General features: G+C 72.1%; 1 pseudogene. It reads right to left on the bottom strand.

Features of this window, described 5'->3' with window-relative positions:
* Positions 1-494: pseudogene (locus D471_RS32380) on the bottom strand (anibiotic ABC transporter efflux pump); the annotation flags it as partial.

Raw genomic sequence — 494 nt, 5'->3', positions numbered from 1 at the left:
CGCCTCGGCCACCGAGCGGATCCAGTCGGGGTCCTCGGTCACCAGCCCCGCGCCGACCCCCATCGCCAGCCCGCCCAGGAGCAGGATCAGGGCCGACGCCAGCGCGCTGACCAGGACAGCCGAGCCCATCCATCGGATCCGGCCCACGGCGGCCGCCAGGGTCAGCTCGGCGCGTCCGGTGTTCTCCTCGGCCCGCGTGCGCAGGACGGAGAGGACGGCGAAGGCGACCGCGGCCATCACGACGTAGAGGATGAGCATGCCGAGGAACCCGTTGGCCATGTTCTCCGCGTCCAGGCCCATGCGCCCCAGGAGTTCGGGGTTCTGCTCGATCATCACGTCGATCTCGGAGATGAGCGTGCCGAAGGACAGCGCGAACAGCGCCACGGCCACCGTCCACACGATGATCGACACGCGCTGCTGGCGCAGGTGCAGGGCGAACACCCCGTTGAGCAGCGGGCCCGCCCCGGCCGGTCCCGGCCGCGCGGCGACCAGTC

It is taken from the genome of Nocardiopsis lucentensis DSM 44048 (assembly GCF_000341125.1).
GTDB lineage: Bacteria > Actinomycetota > Actinomycetes > Streptosporangiales > Streptosporangiaceae > Nocardiopsis > Nocardiopsis lucentensis.
The sequence above is the reverse complement of the archived record's forward strand: the minus strand, read 5'-3'. Positions and strand labels throughout refer to the sequence as shown.